Here is an 18,363-nt window from a genome sequence, read left to right as displayed (position 1 = left end):
TCCAGACCTTTCTAATCTCACCGCAACACTGTGGTGAGCGTGCATGACGAAGCGTGCTCACGGGCGGCGCAGGTCCCACCCCCATGCCGGGAGTCGACGCCAGCGACTCCGGCGGACCTTCGGAGGAGCACCCTTGAGCACAGCACACGCGTCACGAACGGCACCCCCACCCCGCAACCGGCTGCTGCGCAGACTCGCCGCGACCGTGGCCGCCATCGCCCTTCCCCTCGCCGGGCTCGTCGGCCTCGCGGGCACGGCCCAGGCCGCGACCTCCGCGACGGCGACCTACGCCAAGGTCTCCGACTGGGGCACGGGCTTCGAGGGCAAGTGGACGGTGAAGAACACCGGCACCACCTCCCTGAGCAGCTGGACCGTCGAATGGGACTACCCGTCCGGCACCTCGGTCACCTCGGCCTGGGACGCCACCGTCACCAGCTCCGGCACCCACTGGACCGGCAAGAACGTCGGCTGGAACGGCACCCTCGCCCCCGGCGCCAGCGTCAGTTTCGGCTTCAACGGCGCGGGCGCGGGCGCACCCGGCGGCTGCAAGATCAACGGCGGCTCCTGTGACGGCGGCACCACGCCCCCGGCCGACGCCCCGCCCTCCGCCCCCGGCACCCCCACGGCCGGCGCGGTGGGCGACACCTCGGTGAGCCTGAGCTGGACCCCGGCCACCGACGACAAGGGCGTCAAGAACTACGACCTCTACCGCGGCTCCGCCAAGATCGCGACCCTCACGGGCACCAGCTACACCGACTCGGGCCTGACCAAGGGCACGACGTACGGGTACAGCGTCACCGCCCGCGACACCATCGACCAGACCGGGCCCTCCTCGGGGACCGTGACGGTCACCACCACGGGCGGGGACCCGGGCCCCGGCCCCGGACCGGGCTCCAAGGTCCAGCTGGGCTACTTCACCAACTGGGGCGTCTACCAGCGCAACTACCACGTGAAGAACATCGTCACCTCGGGCTCGGCGAGCAAGCTGACCCACATCAACTACGCCTTCGGCAACGTGACCGGCGGCAAGTGCCAGATCGGCGACGCCTACGCCGACTACCAGAAGACCTATGACGCGGGCAGCAGCGTCTCCGGCGTCGCCGACACCTGGGACCAGCCCGTCGCGGGCAACTTCAACCAACTGCGCGAGCTGAAGAAGAAGTACCCGAACATCAAGGTCCTGTGGTCCTTCGGCGGCTGGACCTGGTCCGGCGGCTTCGGCCAGGCCGCGGCCAACCCCACCGCATTCGCCGACTCCTGCTACAGCCTGGTCGAGGACCCGCGCTGGGCCGACGTCTTCGACGGCATCGACATCGACTGGGAGTACCCGAACGCCTGCGGGCTGTCCTGCGACACCAGCGGCGCCGCCTCCCTGAAGAACCTGCTCTCGGCCCTGCGCGCCAAGTTCGGCGCGAACAACCTGGTCACCGCGGCCGTCACGGCCGACGGCTCGAACGGCGGCAAGCTGGACCTCGCCGACTACGGCGCGGCCGCCCCGTACGTCGACTGGTACAACGTGATGACCTACGACTTCTTCGGCGGCTGGGACGCCAAGGGCCCGACCGCCCCGCACTCCCCGCTCACCTCGTACAACGGCATCCCGATCGCCGGCTTCAACAGCGACGCGGCCATCCAGAAGTACAAGTCGAAGGGCATCCCGGCCACCAAGCTGAACCTCGGCATCGGTTTCTACGGACGCGGCTGGACCGGCGTCACCCAGGACGCCCCCGGCGGCACCGCCACCGGCCCGGCGCCCGGCGCCTACGAGCAGGGCATCGAGGACTACAAGATCCTCAAGAACAGCTGCCCCTCCACCGGCACCATCGCGGGCACCGCCTACGCCAAGTGCGGCAGCAACTGGTGGAGCTACGACACCCCGGCCACCATCGCCGGAAAGATGGGCTACGTGAAGAACCAGGGCCTGCGCGGCGCGTTCTTCTGGGAGTTCAGCGGTGACACCAGCAACGGCGAGCTGCTCACCGCGATCGACAGCGGCCTGAAGTAGCGCCGCCGCACCACCGACGACAGAGCCGGGGAACGGGGTCCGCCCCCCGTTCCCCGGCTCCTCCGCTTCTGCGGCGTCGCTACGCCACGTTCACCCTCTGGCCGGGGGGCGCAGCCTCCAGCCACGCGAGGAAGCCGGTGAGCGCGTCCTCGCTCATCGCCAGCTCCAGCCGGTCCTCACGGTGGCGGGCACCGAGCACGATGGCGTCGGAGAGCAGGGCCAGCTCCTCCTCGCCCTCGGGGGCGCGACGGGCGAGCACCTCGATCGCGGAACGTTCCAGCACCCGGCGCGGCCGCGGGGAGTACGAGAACACCCGGAACCACTCGATCTGGTCACCGCCGTACCGCGCGACCCCGTACACCCAGCCCTTGCCGGAGACGTCGGGGGCATCGGACACGCCCCAGCGCACGCTGCAGTCGAAGGTGCCGCCGGAGCGCTGGATGAGCCGCCGACGCAGCCCGAAGACAAAGAGCCCGATCACCACCAGGGCTACGACCAGGCCGCTCACAAGCAGAGCGAGGAGCATCTTCACCGACCTCCTCGCTCATCGAATTCGGAAAACCAAAAACGGACCCGCATCGCCTCAGCCGCGACCCGGTCCGGAAAATTCCGGAACGGGCCGCGGCTGAGGACGCACACTCTGCGGTTTCGGGGTCAGTGCCCCGTCACCGCGCGCAGCCGGACATCGGCGCGACGCTCGGAGGCACTGTCGGCCTCCGTCTTCGCGCGCTCCAGTGCCCGCTCCGCACGCTCGACGTCGATCTCGTCGGCCAGCTCGGCGATCTCGGCCAGCAGGGACAACTTGTTGTCCGCGAACGAGATGAAACCGCCGTGCACCGCGGCGACGACAGTGCCGCCGCCACTGGTACGGATGGTCACCGGGCCCGATTCCAGCACACCGAGAAGCGGCTGGTGACCGGGCATGACGCCGATGTCGCCGGACGTGGTGCGGGCAACGACCAGGGTGGCCTCGCCGGACCAGACACTACGGTCCGCCGCGACCAGCTCGACGTGCAGCTCAGCAGCCAAGGTGGCTCCTCGGGTCACCACCCGGCGGGAAGGCCGGGTGTTGGGTCAAATTCTAATGGGCGTGCGGAGGGGGACGGGACGCACCCGCCCCCCTACCGTCGATCAGCTGTGCTCACGAGGAGCCCGGCTTCAGGAGACGCCCAGCTCCTTGGCGTTGGCCTTGAGGTCCTCAATGCCACCGCACAGGAAGAACGCCTGCTCGGGGAAGTGGTCGTAGTCGCCGTCGCAGATCGCGTTGAAGGCGACGATCGACTCTTCGAGCGGCACGTCCGAACCGTCCACGCCGGTGAACTGCTTGGCGACGTGGGTGTTCTGCGACAGGAAGCGCTCGACACGACGGGCACGGTGGACAACGAGCTTGTCCTCCTCGCCCAGCTCGTCGATACCGAGGATCGCGATGATGTCCTGGAGGTCCTTGTACTTCTGCAGGATCCCCTTGACGCGCATCGCCGTGGCGTAGTGGTCCGCCGCGATGTACCGCGGGTCGAGGATGCGGGACGTCGAGTCCAGCGGGTCCACGGCCGGGTAGATGCCCTTCTCGGAGATCGGACGGGAAAGAACCGTCGTCGCGTCGAGGTGGGCGAAGGTGGTGGCCGGAGCCGGGTCGGTCAGGTCGTCCGCGGGGACGTAGATCGCCTGCATCGAGGTGATCGAGTGACCACGGGTCGAGGTGATGCGCTCCTGCAGCAGACCCATCTCGTCAGCCAGGTTCGGCTGGTAACCCACGGCGGACGGCATGCGACCGAGAAGGGTCGACACCTCCGAACCGGCCTGGGTGTAACGGAAGATGTTGTCGATGAAGAAGAGCACGTCCTGCTTCTGCACATCGCGGAAGTACTCCGCCATGGTCAGACCCGCCAGGGCGACGCGCAGACGGGTGCCCGGGGGCTCGTCCATCTGGCCGAAGACGAGGGCCGTCTTGTCGATGACGCCCGAGTCGGCCATTTCCTCGATGAGGTCGTTGCCCTCACGGGTACGCTCACCGACGCCCGCGAAGACCGACACACCGTCGTGGTTGTTGGCGACGCGGTAGATCATTTCCTGGATCAGAACGGTCTTGCCGACACCGGCACCACCGAACAGCCCGATCTTTCCACCCTTGACGTACGGGGTGAGGAGGTCGATGACCTTGACGCCGGTCTCGAACATCTCCGTCTTCGACTCGAGCTCGTCGAAGTTGGGCGCCTTGCGGTGGATCGGCCAGCGCTCGGTGACGTTGGCGTTCTCCTCCGGGTAGTTCAGCACCTCACCGAGGGTGTTGAACACCTTGCCCTTGGTGAAGTCACCGACGGGGACGGTGATGCCCTCGCCCGTGTTGGTCACCACGGCCTGGCGGACCAGACCGTCGGTGGGCTGCATGGAGATGGTGCGGACCACGCCGTCGCCCAGGTGCTGGGCGACTTCCAGGGTCAGCGTCTTCAGTGCGCCGTCCTCGGCCGGGTCGGCGACCTGGACCTTGAGGGCGTTGTAGATCTCGGGCATGGCGTCGACGGGGAACTCCACGTCGACGACCGGGCCGATGACCCGGGCGACGCGGCCCGTGGCGGCGGCCGTCTCAATGGTCGTCATTACTTGTCACTCCCCGCGGTCGCGTCTGCCATGGCGCTGGCGCCACCGACGATCTCGCTGATTTCCTGGGTGATTTCGGCCTGGCGGGCCGCGTTGGCAAGCCGGGAGAGGCTCTTGATGAGATCCCCGGCGTTGTCGGTCGCCGACTTCATCGCGCGGCGGCGGGCGGCGTGCTCGGAAGCGGCCGACTGCAGCAGTGCGTTGTAGATGCGGCTCTCGACGTAGCGCGGCAGCAGGGCGTCGAGGACGTCCTCCGCCGACGGCTCGAAGTCGAACAGCGGAAGGATCTCGCCCTTCGCACCGTCCTTCTCCACAGCCTTGTCGAGACTGAGCGGCAGCATCCGGCCGTCGACCGCGTTCTGCGTCATCATCGACACGAACTCCGTGTAGACGATGTGCAGCTCGTCGACGCCACCCTCGGCCGTGTCGGCCTGGATGGCTTCGATCAGCGGCGCCGCGACGCGCTTGGCGTCGGCGTAGGCCGGGCTGTCGGTGAAGCCGGTCCACGAATCCGCGACCTTGCGCTCGCGGAACCCGAAGTAGGCGACACCCTTACGGCCGACGATGTAGGTGTCGACCTCCTTGCCCTCGCCGCGGAGCCGCTCGGCGAGCCGCTCCGCCTGCTTGAGGGCGTTCGAGGAGTAGCCGCCGGCCAGACCGCGGTCGCTCGTGATGAGCAGGACCGCGGCGCGGACCGGCGCCTCGACCTCGGTGGTCAGGGCGTGCTTGGTGTTCGAGCCGGTCGCCACCGCGGTCACCGCACGGGTGAGCTCGGTCGCGTACGGCATCGATGCCGCCACCTTGCGCTGCGCCTTGACGATGCGCGAGGCGGCGATCATTTCCATCGCCTTGGTGATCTTCTTGGTCGCCGTGACGGCACGGATGCGACGCTTGTAGACCCGGAGCTGCGCTCCCATGAGTCAGGTCCCTTCCGTCGTCACTTGGAGACGTTGACGGCCGGCGCGTCCTCGCCCAGGAGCTTGCCGTCCGAGGTCTCGAACTGCAGCTTGAAGCTGGCGATGGCGTCGGCGATCGCCGTCAGGGTGTCGTCCGACATCTTGGCACCGTCGGCGATGGAGGTGAGGAGGTCCTTGCGCTCGCGGCGCAGGTGCTCCAGCAGCTCCGACTCGAAGCGACGGACGTCGTTGACCGGGACGTCGTCCATCTTGCCGGTGGTACCGGCCCAGACGGAGACGACCTGCTCCTCGACGGGCATCGGCTGGTACTGGCCCTGCTTCAGCAGCTCGACGAGGCGCTTGCCGCGCTCCAGCGAAGCCTTCGAGGCGGCGTCCAGGTCGGAACCGAAGGCGGCGAACGCCTCCAGCTCACGGTACTGGGCGAGGTCCAGACGCAGACGGCCGGACACCTGGCGCATGGCCTTGTGCTGGGCGCTGCCACCGACGCGGGAGACCGAGATACCGACGTTCAGCGCCGGGCGCTGGCCCGCGTTGAACAGGTCGGACTCCAGGAAGCACTGGCCGTCGGTGATGGAGATGACGTTGGTCGGGATGAACGCCGACACGTCGTTCGCCTTGGTCTCGACGATCGGCAGACCGGTCATCGAACCGGCGCCCATCTCGTCGGAGAGCTTCGCGCAGCGCTCCAGCAGACGCGAGTGCAAGTAGAAGACGTCGCCCGGGTAGGCCTCGCGGCCCGGCGGACGGCGCAGCAGCAGCGACACGGCGCGGTAGGCGTCGGCCTGCTTCGACAGGTCATCGAAGATGATCAGGACGTGCTTGCCGGCGTACATCCAGTGCTGGCCGATGGCCGAACCGGTGTACGGCGCCAGGTACTTGAAGCCGGCCGGGTCGGACGCCGGGGCGGCGACGATCGTCGTGTACTCGAGCGCGCCGGCCTCTTCCAGGGCGCCGCGAACGGACGCGATGGTCGAGCCCTTCTGGCCGATGGCGACGTAGATGCAGCGGACCTGCTTGTTCACGTCGCCCGAGCGCCAGTTGTCGCGCTGGTTGATGATCGTGTCGACGGCCAGAGCGGTCTTGCCGGTCTGACGGTCACCGATGACCAGCTGACGCTGACCACGGCCGATCGGCACCATCGCGTCGATGGCCTTGTAGCCGGTCTGCATCGGCTCGTGGACCGACTTGCGGACCATGACGCCGGGGGCCTGCAGCTCGAGGGCGCGGCGGCCCTCGGTCGCGATCTCGCCGAGGCCGTCGATCGGGTTGCCGAGCGGGTCGACAACGCGGCCGAGGTAACCCTCGCCTACGCCGACGGAGAGCACCTCGCCGGTGCGCTGCACCGGCTGGCCCTCCTCGATACCGCTGAACTCGCCGAGGACGACCGCACCGATCTCCCGCTCCTCAAGGTTGAGGGCGAGACCGAGGGTGCCGTCCTCGAACCTCAGCAGCTCGTTCGCCATGGCGGAGGGAAGACCCTCCACCTTCGCGATGCCGTCGCCGGCAACGCTGACCGTTCCGACCTCCTCGCGCGAGGCCGCGTCCGGCTGGTACGACTGGACAAAGTTCTCCAGTGCGTCCCGGATCTCCTCCGGCCGGATCGTGAGCTCCGCCATCTGGGTTCCCTGCTCTCCTTGTTGGGCCTGAAGCTTCTTTGGGGTCTGGGGGCGACCCCCAGGAATCTTCTGCAAGTTCTGCACGGCCCAACCGGGCCGCTGGAAATGCTTCTTGTGTTGGGTGGCCGGTCAGCCGGCCATGCGGCGGGTCGCCTCGCTGAGGCGGTCCGCGATGGTGCCGTCGATGACCTCGTCGCCGACCCGCACCACGATCCCGCCGAGGACCGTGGGGTCCACGTCGAGGTTCAGGTGCATCTGGCGGCCGTACAGCTTGGCCAGGACGGCGCCGAGGCGCTGCTTCTGCACGTCGCTGAGCGGAACCGCGGAGGTCACCGTGGCGACCATGCGGCTGCGGCGCTCGGCTGCGAGCGTGGAGAGGGACTCCAGTCCCGCTTCCAGGCTGCGGCCACGCGGGTGCGTGACGAGGCGCGTGACCAGACGCTCACTGACCGGGTCGGCCTTGCCGCCGAGGAGGCTGGCGAGCAGCGCACCCTTGGCGGAACCGGGGGCCATACGGTCGGTCAGCGCGGCGCGCAGCTCGGTGCTCGACGCGACGATCCGGCCGAAGCGGAACAGCTCGTCCTCGACGTCGTCGAGCGCACCGGACCGGTGTGCACCGGTGAGCTCGGCGGTGTCCGCCAGCTCCTCCAGCGCGTCCACCAGGTCACGCGGCCGCGACCAGCGCGAACGGACCATGCCGGACACCAGGTCGAGGGTCTCCCCGCCCACCTGGCCGTTCAGCAGACGACTCACCAGCTCGGCCTTGGCCTCGCCGGCCTGCGCCGGGTCCGTGATGACCCGACGCAGCGAGACCTCACGGTCGAGCATCGCGGTGACGGCAGCCAGCTCACCGGCGAGCTTCGCCGCGTCGACGGACGTGTTGTCCGTCAGCGCGTCGAGACGCTCGCGTGCGGCGGCCAGAGCCTCGCGGCTCGCTCCGTTCATCGGGCAGCCTCGGCCTTCTCCTCGAGCTCGCCGAGGAAGCGGTCGATCGTGCGGCTCTGCCGGGCGTGGTCCTCGAGGGACTCGCCGACGAGCTTGCCGGCCAGGTCGGTGGCGAGCTTGCCCACGTCCTGACGCAGCGCCTGAGACGCGGCCTTGCGGTCGGCCTCGATCTGGGTGTGGCCGGCAGCGATGATCTCCTCACGCTGCCGCTGGCCCTCTGCGCGCAGTTCTTCCTTGAGCGCAGTGCCCTGCTCCAGCGCGTCCTGGCGCAGGCGGGCAGCCTCGTGGCGGGCCTCGGCGAGCTGAGCCCTGTACTGCTCCAGCACGCTCTGGGCCTCGGTCTGGGCCGACTCGGCCTTCTCGATACCGCCTTCGATGGCCTCGCGACGCTGTTCCAGAACCTTGTTGATGTTCGGGAGGAGCTTCTTCGCGAGGACGCCGAAGACGATGACGAAGGCGATCAGACCGATGACGAGCTCGGGGATCGGCGGGACGAGGGGATTCTGAATCTCCTCGGCTGCCAGCGGTACCAGGGCGATCACATCAGTGCCTTCCGTCGAAAATGTTTCTCAGTCGCGAGAGATCAAGAAGGGACCGGGTAGACGAAGCCCATGACGAGACCGATCAGGGCGAGCGCCTCACAGAGGACGAAGCCGAGGATCTGGTTCTGGCGGATGAGGCCGGCAGCCTCGGGCTGACGCGCCAGCGCCTGGGTACCGTTACCGAAGATGATGCCGACGCCGACGCCGGGGCCGATCGCGGCGAGGCCGTAGCCGATCGCTCCGAGGTTGCCCTGGAGGTTGACCGCAGCGAGGGTCTCGAGAGCAGACATGCCGTTTCTTCCTTCTGTTTCACGTGCCGGTGGGGGTTGGCCACCGGATGTATATGGGGGGTGCTCGACCGTCAGTGGTGCTCGGCGAGAGCGCCCTGGATGTAGCTGCACGAGAGCAGGACGAAGACGTACGCCTGCAGTGCCTGGATGAACAACTCGAAGATTGTCATCACGAGGACCATCACGAACGAGACGCTCGCGTAAGCGATACCGATGCCGTTGAGCAGGTACCAGCTCGCGATGGTGAAGATCAGCAGCAGTACGTGACCCGCGAACATGTTCGCGAAGAGACGGACAGCGTGGGTGAACGGCCGGATGATCATGTTCGACAGGAACTCGAACAGCATGACCACCGGGAACACCGGCCCGAGCGACTTGTCGTAGGCCGTGATGTTCTTGAGGCCGCCGATGAAGCCGTGGCGCTTGAAGGTGACGCTCACCCACAGCACGTACACGATCGCGGCAAGGCCGGCCGGGAAGGCAATGACCGACGTCACCGGGAACTGGGCCAGCGGGATGATGGACCAGATGTTCATCATCCAGATGAAGAAGAACAACGAGACCATGAGCGGGACGTACTTTTCGCCCTCGCGCTTACCGAGCGTCTCGTAGACCACTCCGCGGCGGACGAAGTCGTATCCGGCCTCGCCGACCATCTGCAGCTTGCCCGGGATCAGCTTCGGCTTGCGGAAAGCCGCCCAGAAGAACCCGACGACGATGAGCGAGCTCAGCAAAGCCAGAACAATCGGCTTGTTGACCTCGATACCGCCGACCGTGAACATCGGCTTGAACAAGAAGGAGTGCAGGCCGGGGGTCGGGAAGCCGCACCCTTCGAAGATGTGACAATCAGTCTCGAAGGCGAGCGTCATGGCGTCACTCACCGCGAGCTCCTTCAACTTGACGCATGGGTACGGCAACCTCATTGTGTCGGCGCGGCCTGCGACCGCGGAACGGCACTGGACTGGACTGGCGGATACCTATGTGCGGCTATTGAGTACCAAGGGCCAACTACGCTCATCTGTCGCCCCTGCACGCCGCCCGCGCAAACCTGCCGCAGTTGTGGCGAGACGATAGCAAACGAGCGGAAGCCTCTTTACACCCGGCCTACACACTACGAGGGCGTGCTGGCCCCTTCTGGCTCTACATAAAGGATTTTCGACTTCATGTGCGCCCGCACTTGCGCGGCCATCCAGACGAGCGTGGCCGCGAGCAGGGTGAAGGCGGTGCACTTGGTATCGAAGACCGCGACGCGCTTGACGATGCTCAGCACGATCATCAGTACAAGGATCTGCGTCGTATAGAGCAACAGACCCATCATCTGGAAGAGATGGGGCAAGGAACGAGCGGTCCGCTGAAGGGCGATCAGCCCTCCCCCCATGAACACGAGGACGAGTGCCGCGCCGAAGGCGGCACCCAGCGCGCCCTTGCCGCCCGCGAGGGCAGCACTGACCGCGATCCCGATACCGCCGACGACGGTCGTGGGGACGAAGCAGTACAGAAGTGTTCGGGCGTCGTTGGACTGCATGACGGCAGCTCCTCCGGCGAGGTGTTGGTGGGGTCTGGTCACCGCCAGTGGACGGATGTGACCGGGAGTAACTTGCGTGTGAGGGAAGACGGTTCGCACTGCACGGTCTTCGCGCACTCATCCCGGGCGCTTGCGAACGGTATCACAAAGTATTTGATGGAGACTTTACTCAACTATTATGCCGCTCGTCACACGTATGGGTCAACGCTCGCTCAACTGAGCAGCCTTGCGCGGGTCCGGGAGCACGACGAGGGGCCTGTCCGGGACCAGTATCTACGGTCCCGGACGAGCCCCTCCCCAGACGGGCGGGTGTCAGCGCGCACCGAACTTCGTGCGAATGATTCGGCCGGATCGCCCGCCGCACTCGATCACCCTCGTGGGGACGCCGGCGGCGATGGCCGGGAACGGTGCGGCCGACCCCTTACTGCACACCCACTCCCCCCCTGGGTATGTTGTTCCGGGGCGGGCCGGTGTTTCGGGGCCATCAGTCCCGAACCCGGGAGGAGCGACAAGCAGTTGAGTCACCAGAACCACGCCACGGCCCCCCGCCCCGCACCTGCCGGGCGGCTGATGGCCATCAGCGACCTGCACGTGCGGTACGAACGCAACCGGGAGATCGTCCGGGACCTGCGGGCGGACTCGGAGGACGACTGGCTCATCGTGGCCGGTGACGTCGGCGAGACCGTGTCCGACATCCGGGAATCGCTCTCCCTCTTGCAGGAACGGTTCGCCCGGGTGATCTGGGTACCCGGGAACCACGAATTGTGGACCGACCCGAGCGACCCGGTGCAGCTGCGCGGCGAGGCGAAGTACCGACACCTGGTGGACATCTGCCGGGAGCTGGGCGTCATCACCCCGGAGGACCCGTACCCGGTGTGGCACGGGGAGAACGGCCCCGTCGCCGTCGTCCCGCTCTTCGTCCTCTACGACTACACCTTCCGGCCCGCCGGTGCGGTGTCCCAGGAGCACGCCCTCGAACTGGCCGACCAGGCCGGAGTGATCTGCACCGACGAGTTCCTGCTGCACCCCGATCCGTACCCGAGCCGCGAGGCGTGGTGCCGGGCCCGGCTGGAGGAGACCCGCGCCAGGCTCGACGCGCTGCCGCCCGACCTGCCCACCGTGCTGGTCAACCACTTCCCCCTGGTCCGCGAACCCACCCGCGTCCTGCGGTACCCCGAGTTCGCGCTGTGGTGCGGCACCGAGGAGACGGCCGACTGGCACCGCCGGTACCGCGCGGCCGCGGTGGTCTACGGCCACCTGCACATCCCGCGCACCATCCACTGCGACGGAGTGCCGCACCACGAGGTCTCCCTCGGCTACCCGAGGGAGTGGGAGCGCCGCGCGACCCCGCCGGGCCGACCGGTCCAGATCCTGGCGGGCGCCGCCGCGACGGACCCCGCCCGCAGCCGGTGAACCGCCTCCGCCGGGGAGCCGGCGGCGGGAAGAGCAAGAGGTAAGTCATGATCGAGTCGCTGTTGCCCCCGCACGTCCGGTCCTTCGACACCTTCGAGGACGTGCCGTTCTCTTCGCTGTACCCCGAGGAGGCGGCCCTCGTCCGCAACTCGGTCGAGCACCGCCGCCGCGAGTTCGCGACCGCGCGGCACTGCGCCCACCGGGCGCTGGCCGCCCTCGGCGCCCCGCCGGCCCCCCTGCTCGCGACACCGCGGGGTGCTCCCCTGTGGCCCGCCTCGGTGCGGGGCTCGATCACCCACGCCACCGGCTACCGCGCCGCGGTCGTCGCCGACGCGTCGCGGGTCGCCGCCATCGGCATCGACGCGGAACTCGACCGCCCGCTCCCGGACGGCGTGCTCGAAAGCATCGCCCTCCCGCTGGAACAGGCACAGGTGAAGCGGCACACGGCCCTGCACCCCGGCATCCACTGGGGGAAGCTGCTCTTCAGCGCCAAGGAGTGCGTCTACAAGGCGTGGTTCCCGCAGACCTCGCAGGAGCTGGAGTTCGAGGACGCCCTCATCCGGATCGATCCGGTGGCCGGGACCTTCTCCGCGCGCCTGCTCCCGCCGGCACTGGTCTCCGCCGAACCGGAGCTGAGCGTCTTCGCGGGCCGGTGGACGGTGCGCGAGGGGGTCATCGTCACCGCGATCGTCCTGGACGCCCCGCCGTCCGCCCACGACGCCCCGGCCCACGGCCCGGGCCTGCTGCGCGCCCCCGCACGCTCGCTTTCCTGAGGCTCCGGGCAGCGGCCCGGTCAGGCCCGCTCGCGGTCCCGCGTACGGCCGTTGGCCGGGCGGCTGGACAGTGCGGTGGCGCCGTGGAGACCGTAGGAGGCCGGGGTCCGTTCCAGGGCCTCCTCCGGCGGTCCGGTGGGGGACCCGCTCCGCACGGCCTCGACGGCGGTGGGCGCGGCCGCGCCGACCACCGTGGTGCGCCGACGCCGGTAGCGCGGCGGCAGGAAGGACTCCGCCCAGCGCGGCGCGCGGGGGGTGAAGCGCGGCAGCAGGAGCAGGACGAGCCCGACCGCACTCAGCGCGACGATCACGAGGACGATCAGCATCGAGGCGGAGTGCACCGAGTACGCCAGTGCTCCGAAGGCGATCAGCGCCGACCAGAAGTACATGATCAACACGGCGCGGCTGTGCGAGTGCCCGACCTCCAGCAGCCGGTGGTGCAGGTGTCCGCGGTCGGCGGCGAAGGGCGACTGACCGTTCCAGGTGCGCCGGACGATGGCCAGGACCAGGTCCGCCACGGGAATCGCGATGATCGTCAGCGGCAGCAGCAGCGGGATGAAGACGGGCAGCATCGCGTGGGTCGCGTTGCGCTCACCACCGGCGAACAGGGCCATCGCGTCCGGGTCCACCTGCCCGGTGATGGAGATGGCGGAGGCGGCCAGCACGAGGCCGATCAGCATCGACCCGGAGTCGCCCATGAAGATCCGCGCGGGGTGCATGTTGTGCGGCAGGAAGCCGATGCACATGCCCATCAGGATCGCCGCGAAGAGCGTCGCGGGGGCGGCCGCCTCGATCGCGTAGCCGAACCAGATGCGGTAGGCGTAGAGGAAGAACGCGGCGGCGGCGATGCAGACCAGGCCGGCGGCGAGACCGTCGAGTCCGTCCACGAAGTTCACGGCGTTGATGGTGATGACGACGAGCGCGACGGTGAGCAGGTTGCCCTGCCACTGGGTGAGCGAGACGGTGCCGATGCCGGGGACCGGGATCCACAGGACCGTCAGGCCCTGCATGACCATCACGCCCGCGGAGATCATCTGTGCGCCGAGCTTGATCAGGGCGTCGATCTCGAACTTGTCGTCGAGGACGCCGATCAGCCAGATGAGCGCCGCCCCGGAGAGCAGCGCCCGTGGTTCGTTGGACAGCTCGAAGACGCCGTTGAGGTTCGGCAGGTGGTCGGCGACGAGCAGGCCCGCGCACAGTCCGCCGAACATCGCGATGCCGCCGAGGCGTGGAGTGGGCTCGCGGTGCACGTCGCGCGCACGGATCTTGGGCATCGCACCGGCCGCGATCGCGAACTTCCGTACCGGCCCGGTGAGCAGGTACGTCACCGCCACCGTGACGCAGAGCGTCAGCAGATATTCACGCACGGGCTGCCCCAGATGTATCGCCGGCCATCTCAGCCCCACACATTAGCCGCGATGTCCCCCCGTAAGGGGACGCAGGCGGACCCCGAACCGGTTCCACTACCCGCTGTTCTCGCTGGTTACTCCCCGTACGGGGGAAATCCCAGGGCCAGTTCGGCGATCTCCGCCCGGACGCGGGCGGGTTCGCCCCCGGTCAGGGCCGCCGTGAAGAGGGTGGCGATCCGGGCCATCTCCGTCTCCCCCATGCCCTGGGTGGTCACCGCCGCGGTACCGAGCCGCAGGCCGCGCTGGTCCCCGTACGGCAGGGCGCAGGTGTCCAGCACCAGGCCCGCGGCGGCCAGGCGCCCCCGCGCGGTGGGGCCGTCGACGCCGAGGGGCGCCGGGTCGGCCGTGATCAGGTGGGTGTCGGTGCCGCCCGTGGTGACCGCGAGTCCGCGCACGCGCAGTGCTTCGGCCAGGGCGCGCGCGTTGGCGACGACCCGGTGGGCGTAGGTGGTGAAGGCCGGGGTCGCGGCCTCGCCGAAGGCGACCGCCTTGGCCGCGATGGTGTGCATCTGCGCGCCGCCCTGGGTGAGGGGGAAGACGGCGCGGTCGATCCGCTCCGCGAACTCGGCGCCGCACAGGATCATGCCGCCGCGGGGGCCGCGGAGCACCTTGTGGGTGGTGGCGCAGACGACGTCCGCGTACGGGACCGGGCTCGGGGCGGCGCCGCCCGCGACCAGCCCGATGGGGTGGGAGGCGTCCGCGATGAGAAGGGCGCCGACCTCGTCGGCGATCTCGCGGAAGGCCGAGTACTCGGGGTGGCGGGGGTAGGAGATGGAGCCGCAGACGATCGCCTCGGGGCGGTGCCTTCGCGCCAGCTCCTGGACCTGGAGGTAGTCGATGAGCCCGGTCCGGGCGTCGACCCCGTAGCCGACGAAGTCGAACCAGCGGCCGGAGAGGTTCGCGGGGGAACCGTGCGTGAGGTGGCCGCCGTACGGGAGCCCCATGGCCAGCACGGTGGCGCCGGGGCGCAGCAGCGCGGCGTAGGCGGCGAGCACGGCGGCGGAGCCGGAGTGCGGCTGGACGTTGGCGTGCTCGGCCCCGAAGAGGGCCCGGGCCCGCTCCACCGCCACGCGTTCCGCCTGGTCGGCGTACTCGCAGCCGCCGTGGTGGCGGGCGCCGGGGTAGCCCTCGGCGTACTTGTTCGCGAGGGCGGAGCCGAGGGTCGCCAGGACGGCGGTGGAGGTGAAGTTCTCGGCCGCGATGAGCTGGAGGCTCTCCGCCTGGCGCAGCGCCTCGCCGGCGAGGACGTCGGCCATCAGCGGATCCTGGCGGCGCAGGGTGTCCGTCGGCTGGGTGATGACGCTCATGGCACGGCTCCGACGCGGTGGGTGGACCGGGTAGCCCAACTCTAGGCCCGCCCCTTTGATCCCGCCTTTCCTGCGCCGTTCCTGCCCGGGGGGCGTGGAGGGCGGCACCCAGCGCCGCTGCCGGAAAGCGGCGCTCCGCCACCCACCGGGGGGCGCCTCAATCGCCGGCGAGGCTGAACCTGCCCCCATCCGGCCCGCCCGGCGAGCGAGAGCACCACCGGCCCGCAGCGGACGCTCGACGCTCAGTCGCCTTCAGCCCGCCTCCGGCGGCGCCTCAATCGCCGGCGAGGCTGGATCTGCCCCCAGCGGCACGCAACACACCGGGTCCGGCCCCATCCAGCCCGCCCGGCGATTGAGCACACCACCGCGCCGCAGCGGACGCACGAGGCCGGCCACACTCAGCCCGCCCGGCGATTGAGGGCACCACCAACCCACAGCAGACGCACGAGGTCGCCCCCATCCAGCCCGCCCGGCGATTGAGGGCACCACCAACCCACAGCAGACGCACAAGGTCGCCCCCATCCAGCCCGCCCGGCGATTGAGGGCACCACCAGCCCGCAGCTGACACGCGACGTCGCCCCCATCCAGCCCGCCCGGCGATTGAGGGCACCACCAGTCTGCAGCCGACGCACGAGGCCGGCACACTCAGCCCGCCCGGCGATTGAGGGCACCACCGCGCCGCAGCGGACGCGCGGGGTCGGCCACACTCAGCCCGCCGGGGGGGTACCTCCCAGCGGTGGCTGGGGGAGAGGGAGGGCGGGAGGGGGCACGGCCCCCGGCGGTCAGCGGCGGTCGCCGACGCCCGTCAGGGCGGTGACCACCGGGTCCAGCGCCTGCTGGATCTCGTCGCCGATCGAGCGGAAGAACGTGATCGGCGCACCGTACGGGTCGTACACCTCGTCCGCATCGGGCGACGGCGCCAACAGCCACCCCCGCAGCGCCGCGGCAGCCCGCACCAACGCCCGCGCCCGCTCCGCCATGCCGTCGTCGAGCGGCGGCAGCGTGGCGGGGTCTATCGCCCGGACCAGCCGGGTGAACTCCTTGAGCGTGAAGGTCCGCAGTCCGGCCGAGTGCCCCATCGAGATGACCTGCGCCCGGTGGTCCCGCGTGGCGGTCAGCACCAGGTCGGCGCGTATGACGTGCTCGTCGAGCAGCTCCCGCCCGATGAACCCGCTCGCGTCGGCACCGAAGTCCGCGAGGACCGCCGCCGCGTTCGCCTCCATGGGCGCACCCTCGTGCCCCCAGGTCCCGGCGCTCTCGACGATGAGTCCACCGGCCGGCGCCCCACCGAGGCGGTGGGTCAGGGCATGCCGCGTCAGCCGCTCGGTGATGGGCGAGCGGCAGACGTTGCCGGTGCTGACGTGGAGTATGCGGAAGGCGTCCCCTCCGGCCCTTGCTATGCCACGCCCCTCAGGGCTCACGGGGCCACCTCGAGGTCGGGTACGACCTCGCGCAGCTGGTCCGCGGTCAACGCTCCCTCGCGCAGCAGAACGGGAACCTTCCCGGTGACATCGACGATCGACGACGGCTGCATGCCGGGGGTCGGCCCGCCGTCCAGGTACACGGACACGGAGTCGCCGAGCATCTCGCGGGCGGCGTCACAGTCCTCCGGCGCGGGGTGACCGGTGAGGTTCGCCGAGGAGACGGCCATCGGCCCGACCTCGGTCAGCAGCTCGATCGCGACGGGGTGCAGCGGCATGCGCACGGCCACGGTGCCACGGGTCTCACCGAGGTCCCAGGCCAGCGACGGCTGGTGCTTGGCGACGAGCGTCAGCGCGCCGGGCCAGAAGGCGTCGACCAGCTCCCAGGCCTGCTCGGTGAAGTCCGTGACCAGGCCGTGCAGGGTGTTCGGGGAGCCGATGAGCACGGGCGTGGGCATGTTGCGGCCCCGACCCTTGGCGGCCAGCAGGTCGCCGACGGCCTCCGCGCTGAAGGCGTCCGCACCGATCCCGTAGAGGGTGTCCGTCGGCAGCACGACGAGTTCGCCGCGGCGCACGGCGGATGCGGCTTCGCGAAGGCCCGTCTTGCGGTCCGTCGCGTCGTTGCAGTCGTATCGCCGGGCCATCAGCGGGCCTCCTCGTGCGGGGTGATCGTGGCAGGGGTGTGCACCGGGCGGATGGGGCTCGTCACGGCATGGCCTTGCGGGCGGTGGCGAAGCGCGGCCGGTTGTTCAGGTCGGGGTGGTCGGCGGCATCGGCCCAGCCCCGCTCGTCGGCGAAGATCCACGGCACCTGGCCGCCCTGGGTGTCGGCGTGCTCGATGACGACGATCCCGCCGGGACGCAGCAGCCGGTGGGCGGTGCGTTCGATGCCGCGGATGGTGTCGAGGCCGTCCTCGCCGGAGAAGAGCGCCATCTCCGGGTCGTGGTCCCGGGCCTCGGGGGCGACGTACTCCCACTCCGTGAGCGGGATGTACGGCGGGTTGGAGATCACCAGGTCGACCTGGCCGTCCAGCTCCGGCAGCGCGCTGAGCGCGTCGCCCTGGTGGACGCTGACCCGGGACCCCTCGGCGTTCTTGCGGGTCCACTGGAGGGCGTCCTCGGACAGCTCCACCGCGTGCACGCGCGAGCGCGGGACCTCCTGCGCCATGGCGAGCGCGATGGCGCCGGAGCCGGTGCAGAGGTCCACGATCAGCGGTTCGACGACGTCCATCGCCCGTACGGCCTGTATGGCCCAGTCCACGACGGACTCGGTCTCCGGTCGCGGGACAAAGACACCCGGTCCCACCTGGAGCTCCAGGTAGCGGAAGAAGGCGCGTCCGGTGATGTGCTGGAGCGGCTCGCGCGCTTCGCGGCGGGCGATGGTCTCCCAGTACCGGGCGTCGAAGTCGCCGTCCTTGACCGTGTGCAGTTCACCCCGTTTGACGCCGTGCACGAAGGCCGCGAGTTCCTCCGCGTCGAAACGCGGGGAGGGTACGCCTGCGGCGGCCAGCCGCTGGGTGGCCTGGGCCACCTCGGCAAGCAGCAGACTGCGGGGGCCTGGGGGTCGCCCCCCAGATTGTGGCTGCACGCTGGTCCTCCGGGC

The 18,363-nt window shown here is 69.6% G+C and carries 18 protein-coding genes; 3 read left to right on the top strand and 15 right to left on the bottom strand.

The window, feature by feature from the left end; genetic code table 11:
- The first annotated feature begins 43 nt into the window (after positions 1-43).
- Positions 44-2,005: a glycosyl hydrolase family 18 protein gene (locus tag ACIBEA_RS20370; RefSeq protein ID WP_399262755.1), complete on the top strand. Its 1,962-nt coding sequence runs from the start codon at positions 44-46 to the stop codon at positions 2,003-2,005.
- Between the two features lie 79 nt (positions 2,006-2,084).
- Here ACIBEA_RS20370 and ACIBEA_RS20365 read toward each other — a convergent pair whose 3' ends face one another.
- From ACIBEA_RS20365 to ACIBEA_RS20320, 10 genes are all read right to left on the bottom strand, one after another.
- Complete coding sequence (locus ACIBEA_RS20365; protein WP_399262753.1) at positions 2,085-2,531, bottom strand: DUF2550 domain-containing protein; 447 nt, start codon at positions 2,529-2,531, stop codon at positions 2,085-2,087.
- A gap of 128 nt (positions 2,532-2,659) precedes the next feature.
- Positions 2,660-3,034 carry a F0F1 ATP synthase subunit epsilon gene (locus tag ACIBEA_RS20360; protein WP_399262751.1) on the bottom strand — a complete coding sequence of 125 codons (375 nt, stop codon included), beginning with the start codon at positions 3,032-3,034 and terminating at the stop codon, positions 2,660-2,662.
- Between the two features lie 129 nt (positions 3,035-3,163).
- Positions 3,164-4,603, bottom strand: a complete 1,440-nt coding sequence (gene atpD / locus ACIBEA_RS20355; RefSeq protein WP_399262749.1) for a F0F1 ATP synthase subunit beta — start codon at positions 4,601-4,603, stop codon at positions 3,164-3,166.
- Positions 4,603-5,520, bottom strand: a complete 918-nt coding sequence (locus ACIBEA_RS20350) for a F0F1 ATP synthase subunit gamma (protein WP_399262747.1) — start codon at positions 5,518-5,520, stop codon at positions 4,603-4,605. The genes atpD and ACIBEA_RS20350 overlap by 1 nt, the downstream gene beginning before the upstream one ends.
- Before the next feature lie 20 nt (positions 5,521-5,540).
- Complete coding sequence (gene atpA / locus ACIBEA_RS20345) at positions 5,541-7,136, bottom strand: F0F1 ATP synthase subunit alpha (RefSeq protein ID WP_399262745.1); 1,596 nt, start codon at positions 7,134-7,136, stop codon at positions 5,541-5,543.
- A 129-nt stretch (positions 7,137-7,265) separates the two neighbouring features.
- On the bottom strand, positions 7,266-8,081 hold the full coding sequence (locus tag ACIBEA_RS20340) for a F0F1 ATP synthase subunit delta (RefSeq protein ID WP_399262743.1): 816 nt from the start codon (positions 8,079-8,081) through the stop codon (positions 7,266-7,268).
- Complete coding sequence (locus ACIBEA_RS20335) at positions 8,078-8,623, bottom strand: F0F1 ATP synthase subunit B (RefSeq protein WP_399262741.1); 546 nt, start codon at positions 8,621-8,623, stop codon at positions 8,078-8,080. Before ACIBEA_RS20335 ends, ACIBEA_RS20340 begins: the two co-directional genes overlap by 4 nt.
- A 41-nt stretch (positions 8,624-8,664) precedes the next feature.
- Complete coding sequence (locus tag ACIBEA_RS20330) at positions 8,665-8,913, bottom strand: F0F1 ATP synthase subunit C (RefSeq protein WP_351762174.1); 249 nt, start codon at positions 8,911-8,913, stop codon at positions 8,665-8,667.
- Between the two features lie 71 nt (positions 8,914-8,984).
- On the bottom strand, positions 8,985-9,836 hold the full coding sequence (gene atpB, locus ACIBEA_RS20325; RefSeq protein ID WP_399262738.1) for a F0F1 ATP synthase subunit A: 852 nt from the start codon (positions 9,834-9,836) through the stop codon (positions 8,985-8,987).
- Between the two features lie 188 nt (positions 9,837-10,024).
- The gene (locus tag ACIBEA_RS20320; RefSeq protein WP_354382861.1) at positions 10,025-10,438 is read right to left on the bottom strand and encodes a hypothetical protein; all 414 of its coding nucleotides are present in this window, start codon (positions 10,436-10,438) and stop codon (positions 10,025-10,027) included.
- A 570-nt stretch (positions 10,439-11,008) separates the two neighbouring features.
- Here ACIBEA_RS20320 and ACIBEA_RS20315 point away from each other — a divergent pair.
- On the top strand, positions 11,009-11,851 hold the full coding sequence (locus tag ACIBEA_RS20315) for a metallophosphoesterase family protein (RefSeq protein ID WP_399262992.1): 843 nt from the start codon (positions 11,009-11,011) through the stop codon (positions 11,849-11,851).
- A gap of 47 nt (positions 11,852-11,898) precedes the next feature.
- Complete coding sequence (locus ACIBEA_RS20310; RefSeq protein WP_399262736.1) at positions 11,899-12,624, top strand: 4'-phosphopantetheinyl transferase; 726 nt, start codon at positions 11,899-11,901, stop codon at positions 12,622-12,624.
- A 20-nt stretch (positions 12,625-12,644) separates the two neighbouring features.
- Here the strand turns inward: ACIBEA_RS20310 and ACIBEA_RS20305 are convergent, their stop codons facing one another.
- The 5 genes from ACIBEA_RS20305 to prmC form a co-directional block, all read right to left on the bottom strand.
- Positions 12,645-13,991, bottom strand: a complete 1,347-nt coding sequence (locus ACIBEA_RS20305) for an MraY family glycosyltransferase (RefSeq protein ID WP_399262734.1) — start codon at positions 13,989-13,991, stop codon at positions 12,645-12,647.
- A gap of 116 nt (positions 13,992-14,107) precedes the next feature.
- The gene (gene glyA, locus ACIBEA_RS20300) at positions 14,108-15,340 is read right to left on the bottom strand and encodes a serine hydroxymethyltransferase (RefSeq protein WP_399262732.1); all 1,233 of its coding nucleotides are present in this window, start codon (positions 15,338-15,340) and stop codon (positions 14,108-14,110) included.
- Between the two features lie 782 nt (positions 15,341-16,122).
- The gene (locus ACIBEA_RS20295) at positions 16,123-16,761 is read right to left on the bottom strand and encodes a protein-tyrosine-phosphatase (protein WP_399262730.1); all 639 of its coding nucleotides are present in this window, start codon (positions 16,759-16,761) and stop codon (positions 16,123-16,125) included.
- Entirely contained in the window at positions 16,758-17,405 is a 648-nt protein-coding gene (locus tag ACIBEA_RS20290) for an L-threonylcarbamoyladenylate synthase (protein ID WP_385774262.1), read from the bottom strand. The genes ACIBEA_RS20295 and ACIBEA_RS20290 overlap by 4 nt, the downstream gene beginning before the upstream one ends.
- A gap of 61 nt (positions 17,406-17,466) precedes the next feature.
- Positions 17,467-18,348, bottom strand: coding sequence for a peptide chain release factor N(5)-glutamine methyltransferase (prmC, locus tag ACIBEA_RS20285; RefSeq protein ID WP_399262728.1), 882 nt, complete (start codon positions 18,346-18,348; stop codon positions 17,467-17,469).
- Positions 18,349-18,363: the final 15 nt, after the last annotated feature.

The sequence above is a fragment of the Streptomyces sp. NPDC051555 genome, assembly GCF_044454405.1.
Taxonomy (GTDB): domain Bacteria; phylum Actinomycetota; class Actinomycetes; order Streptomycetales; family Streptomycetaceae; genus Streptomyces.
The sequence above is the reverse complement of the archived record's forward strand: the minus strand, read 5'-3'. Positions and strand labels throughout refer to the sequence as shown.

Excerpts from the sequence above, each read along its gene's own strand:
- ACIBEA_RS20370 (WP_399262755.1), top strand. The coding sequence starts at position 44 with ATGACGAAGCGTGCTCACGGGCGGCGCAGGTCCCACCCCCATGCCGGG.
- ACIBEA_RS20365 (WP_399262753.1), bottom strand. The coding sequence starts at position 2,531 with ATGCTCCTCGCTCTGCTTGTGAGCGGCCTGGTCGTAGCCCTGGTGGTG.
- atpD (WP_399262749.1), bottom strand. The coding sequence starts at position 4,603 with ATGACGACCATTGAGACGGCCGCCGCCACGGGCCGCGTCGCCCGGGTC.
- ACIBEA_RS20350 (WP_399262747.1), bottom strand. The coding sequence starts at position 5,520 with ATGGGAGCGCAGCTCCGGGTCTACAAGCGTCGCATCCGTGCCGTCACG.
- atpA (WP_399262745.1), bottom strand. The coding sequence starts at position 7,136 with ATGGCGGAGCTCACGATCCGGCCGGAGGAGATCCGGGACGCACTGGAG.
- ACIBEA_RS20340 (WP_399262743.1), bottom strand. The coding sequence starts at position 8,081 with ATGAACGGAGCGAGCCGCGAGGCTCTGGCCGCCGCACGCGAGCGTCTC.
- ACIBEA_RS20330 (WP_351762174.1), bottom strand. The coding sequence starts at position 8,913 with ATGTCTGCTCTCGAGACCCTCGCTGCGGTCAACCTCCAGGGCAACCTC.
- atpB (WP_399262738.1), bottom strand. The coding sequence starts at position 9,836 with ATGAGGTTGCCGTACCCATGCGTCAAGTTGAAGGAGCTCGCGGTGAGT.
- ACIBEA_RS20320 (WP_354382861.1), bottom strand. The coding sequence starts at position 10,438 with ATGCAGTCCAACGACGCCCGAACACTTCTGTACTGCTTCGTCCCCACG.
- ACIBEA_RS20315 (WP_399262992.1), top strand. The coding sequence starts at position 11,009 with ATGGCCATCAGCGACCTGCACGTGCGGTACGAACGCAACCGGGAGATC.
- ACIBEA_RS20310 (WP_399262736.1), top strand. The coding sequence starts at position 11,899 with ATGATCGAGTCGCTGTTGCCCCCGCACGTCCGGTCCTTCGACACCTTC.
- glyA (WP_399262732.1), bottom strand. The coding sequence starts at position 15,340 with ATGAGCGTCATCACCCAGCCGACGGACACCCTGCGCCGCCAGGATCCG.
- ACIBEA_RS20290 (WP_385774262.1), bottom strand. The coding sequence starts at position 17,405 with ATGGCCCGGCGATACGACTGCAACGACGCGACGGACCGCAAGACGGGC.